2 protein-coding genes and 1 pseudogene are annotated in these 4,048 nt (G+C 51.8%); 2 read left to right on the forward strand and 1 reads right to left on the reverse strand.

All coding sequences use genetic code 11. The features are described 5' to 3' along the window. Positions 1 to 329 precede the first annotated feature (329 nt). Both IBX50_RS17960 and IBX50_RS17965 read left to right on the forward strand, forming a co-directional pair. Entirely contained in the window at positions 330 to 2,441 is a 2,112-nt protein-coding gene (locus IBX50_RS17960; RefSeq protein WP_292257725.1) for a RecQ family ATP-dependent DNA helicase, read from the forward strand. After that, positions 2,438 to 3,763: a DNA-processing protein DprA gene (locus IBX50_RS17965; RefSeq protein WP_292257727.1), complete on the forward strand. Its 1,326-nt coding sequence runs from the start codon at positions 2,438 to 2,440 to the stop codon at positions 3,761 to 3,763. The genes IBX50_RS17960 and IBX50_RS17965 overlap by 4 nt, the downstream gene beginning before the upstream one ends. A 195-nt stretch (positions 3,764 to 3,958) precedes the next feature. Here IBX50_RS17965 and IBX50_RS17970 read toward each other — a convergent pair. Further along, positions 3,959 to 4,048 (reverse strand): annotated as a pseudogene (locus IBX50_RS17970) (IS200/IS605 family transposase); the annotation flags it as partial.

Here is a 4,048-nt window from a genome sequence, read left to right on the forward strand (position 1 = left end):
TTCCCGCTTATATCCCCGCCCGATTGGGCGAGGGTTTACGCGGATTTTGCTAAGCTGAATGCCTTCACGGTTGATCATTATTTGTGCTGCCATTGGGTCTGACTCCGTGTGGGTGAAGGTTTCCAGTATCCACTTTTTTTTCCACCCAAGAGGTCTTACAAGTTTGTCAGAGAAATCCTCACCCTTGCATACAGATGATCAGGCGTGGCTCTATTGGTTGCAAAGGAACTCTCAGGGTAGAATTGGCCAGGGTCGCCGCTTAGAAGGCGGCCTTCTGCTGTCAGTCCAACCCTAATCGGAAAACTCGCTGTGCGAACCAAGGAGGCATGATGAGCTCTAATACCCAAAAACAGGAAGCACAACAATTACTGCAAACGGCTCTGGCTAACTCCACTGCTGAATTCCGTGATGGCCAGTGGGAAGCCATTGATGCCGTGGTCAATCATCGGCAAAAACTTTTGGTCGTGCAGCGCACCGGTTGGGGCAAAAGCTCGGTGTACTTTATTAGCACCAAAATCTTTCGTGATCGTGACATGGGGCCGACTATTATTGTCTCGCCTCTGTTGGCGTTGATGCGCAACCAGATTAAATCGGCCCAGCGCTTGGGAATTGTTGCCGAGACCATGAATTCCACCAATCAAAACGATTGGCAGGCGGTGACACAGCGCATTTTTAATAATCAAATCGACTGCTTGCTGATTTCCCCTGAACGCTTGGCAAACGACAGCTTTATCCAAACGGTTTTACAGCCCATTGCCGACCGCATCGCCTTGATGGTGATTGATGAAGCGCACTGTATTTCTGATTGGGGGCATGACTTCCGCCCGGATTATCGCCGCATCGTGAACATCCTGCGACAGCTACCTGCCAACACACCTGTGCTGGGTACTACCGCCACGGCGAATAACCGCGTGGTTGCGGATATACAAACTCAATTGGGTGATATCCAAATCCATCGCGGCTCGCTCACCCGTGAAAGCCTGGCGCTACAAACCCTGGCGTTGCCGGATCAGGCGTCCCGTTTAGCCTGGTTAGCCCAGGTGATACCCAGCTTGCCGGGCACAGGTATTGTTTACACCTTAACGGTGCGAGACGCGGAGCAAGTCGCTGAGTGGTTGGTTGCTAATGGTATAGATGCCAAGGCTTACCACGGCAGCGTTGAGGCAGATGGCTTTGAAAACAGCAATGCCTACCGCCAGTATCTGGAAGAATTGCTACTCAACAACCAGTTAAAAGTGTTGGTGGCAACCACGGCATTGGGGATGGGTTACGACAAGCCAGATTTAAGCTTTGTGGTTCACTATCAAGCGCCGGGCTCTATCGTTGGTTATTATCAGCAGGTGGGTCGTGCCGGACGTGGTATTGATCATGCCGTCGGTGTGTTGATGTCGGGTGTGGAAGATCAGGATATTCACGAGTTTTTCCGTGATTCGGCTTTTCCATCTGAAGCGGAGGTGAGTGATATCTTACAGGTGTTAGAGACGAGTGATGGTTTGTCGCTCCGCAGCATGGAGGAGCAAACCAACCTGAGTCATGGCCAGATCGAAAAAGTGCTCAAACTGCTGAGCGTGGAAAACCCTGCACCAGTCATCAAAGATGGCAGCCGTTGGCTGAGAACGCCCGTGCACTACCAAATGGATCAGGCACGAATTGCTCATTTAACCGAGCAGCGCGTACAGGAATGGCAGGAGGTTAAGGCGTATATGGATGATGCGGGCTGCAAAATGACTTTTTTGCGCCGAGCGCTGGACGATCTTGATCCCACACCTTGCGGTCAATGTGCATCGTGCCTGGGTCAGCCTGTTATCAATACTCCGGTTGATCCTACTTTGGCGCATCGTGCGGGTATTTTCCTTAAACACGCAGAAATGGTGATCACCCCAAAAGCACAGGTGGCGGCCAATGCGTTTTTGGAGTACGGCTTTAGGGGCAATCTACCTCAGCAACTTCGCGCACAGGAAGGCCGTGTTTTATCCCGCTGGGGTGATGCCGGTTGGGGGCGAAGGGTTGCCGATAACAAACATGCTGGGCGCTTCAGTGATGAGTTGGTTGAAGCCATGGCGGAAATGATTCAGCAGCGGTGGCAGCCCAATCCAGCGCCTCAGTGGGTGTGCTGCGTTCCGTCTCGTTATCATCCTGAACTGGTGCCAGATTTTGCCCGCCGTTTGGCTGTCCGCTTGAACCTGCCGTTTGTAGATGCCGTCAGCAAGATCAAAGACAACAAGCCCCAAAAAGGCCAGCAAAACCGCTTTCATCAATGCCGCAATCTGGATGGCGTGTTTACTGTGACACAGCTTTATCAGGGGCAACCAGTTTTACTGGTGGATGACATCCTGGACTCCGGCTGGACGCTGACGGTCATCGCAGCTCTGTTACAGCAAGCAGGCAGCGGTGTAGTCTATCCTTTTGCACTGGCTTCATCATCGGTAAAAGACTCATGAATGTATCCAACTTATTATCTCCCACAGCGCAAGCTACCCTGCTGCTGACCAGTTATTTTTCAAAAGCCAGCAGCGAGACTGCCAAGCCGCTTACCAATGCGGAATGGGGGCACTTTGCTTTGTGGCTAAAAGAAAAATCGGCCACACCGGCAGACCTGTTAGTTACTGAGCCGAAAGCCTTGTTACATCTCTGGCACGATGGACGTATCAGCACTGAGCGAATCACTGAACTGCTGAACCGTGGTCACAGCCTCGCATTGGCCATGGAAAAATGGCAAAGAGCTGGCCTCTGGGTGGTGACGCGTTCCGACCCCGAATATCCAAAACGGCTAAAAGCACGACTGAAAACAGATTGCCCGCCGGTGTTATTTGGTTGTGGTAACAAAGCCTTGTTGAATGCCGGTGGCTTGGCGGTTATTGGCTCGCGTAATGCCAGTGAGCCTGATTTAGCGTTTACCGACCAAGTCGGTGCTAAAGCAGCATCAGAGGGTATTGCGGTTGTCTCTGGCGGTGCGCGTGGTGTCGATGAGGCTGCGATGCTAGGGGCTGTGAGACAAGGCGGCGTGGTGATCGGCGTGATGGCCGATAGCCTGCTAAGAGCAGCAACCAGCAGCAAATGGCGCAAAGGCTTGATGGATGGACATGCCGTGCTGGTATCGCCCTTCTACCCCGAGGCAGGATTCAACGTGGGTAACGCCATGGCTCGCAACAAATACATCTATTGCCTGGCGGACAGTTCTCTGGTGATTCACTCTGGCAAAAAAGGTGGCACACTCAACGGTGCAGAAGAAAACCTGAAAAAAAGCTGGGTACCACTATGGGTTAAACAGACGCTGGATGAAAATGCAGCCAATGCCGACTTGGTCGCCAAAGGTGGCCGCTGGCTGGAAGCGGATATAAAAGCCTTTACAATCGCTGATTTAATCCGCCCTGTTTCCACGCCCAGGCAGACAGAATTGTTTGCTGAACCTAAGCCAAACTTCGAGTTAGTCGGTGAACCTGAACCAGTAGCTGAACATAAAAAAGAAGCTGAACTTGAAAAAGAAGCAACTGAGAAAGAGTGCGAGCCGGTCATCAGTGAAAGCCAGGCAAGGGTTGATGCAAATGATTTCTATCAGCTATTCACTGACGAGCTACAACACCTGGCTCAGAATCCAATAACCCTTGATGAACTGATCGAAAGCACACAACTGCATCCATCGCAGTTGAAGGACTGGCTCAAACGTGCTGTTGACGATGGGGTGGTGCAAAAACTCCAACGCCCGATACGTTATCAGCTCAAGCCCTTGCAGCAGGCCGTTAGGGATTCTGGCCGTGGATGAGATTGAATCATTGGCCTGGTTGCTAGTATCGGTGGCTTTTTTAAAAATAGGGCAGTCGCAAACTTGTGGGCTCAGCCCCTATACCAAGGGCAAAACCAAAAAGCGCTGCAAATGCACATTTAGCAAAATCCGCGTAAACCCTCGCCCAATCGGGCGGGGATATAAGCGGGAACCGCGCAGCGGTTCTATTCAGGCGAACAGTTTTCGCCGGTACTTGGTGGTAAAGACCAGATGGACAACCAGCTTGGTGACGCTGTGGCGTTTTCGAAGGTAATCTGATAGCAA

It is taken from the genome of Marinospirillum sp., assembly GCF_014859565.1.

What these genes read in the sequence shown, in the direction of transcription:
- IBX50_RS17965 (WP_292257727.1), top strand. Translation starts at nt 2,438, where the DNA reads ATGAATGTATCCAACTTATTATCTCCCACAGCGCAAGCTACCCTGCTG.
- IBX50_RS17960 (WP_292257725.1), top strand. Translation starts at nt 330, where the DNA reads ATGAGCTCTAATACCCAAAAACAGGAAGCACAACAATTACTGCAAACG.